Consider the following 235-nt stretch of genomic DNA (forward strand, 5'->3'; position numbering starts at 1 on the left):
CGCTCGCACTGCCGCATCAAGAAGCGATGGTGCGCCGAAGAACGCTCCGGATCGAACCACACGAACGGCTGATCCGCCACGTCGGCCAGCCGCTTCGGCGCCTTGGGGTGAGCAGCTTGCGCTGCGGGCATGGCCAGGACAAAGCGGTCGCTCAACAGCGCAATACCGGACAGATGCGGTGCCTCATCACGACGCCAAGCCATGATGCCGCCGTCGATCTGCTTGCGCGCAATGG

At 65.1% G+C, this 235-nt stretch carries 1 protein-coding gene; it reads right to left on the reverse strand.

Annotated features, from left to right (window positions below):
- A partial coding sequence (locus tag ACVA58_RS28735) for a LysR substrate-binding domain-containing protein (protein WP_446513630.1) occupies positions 1-235 on the reverse strand: 235 nt, incomplete at both ends.

The sequence above is a fragment of the Photobacterium sp. DNB22_13_2 genome (assembly GCF_052873915.1).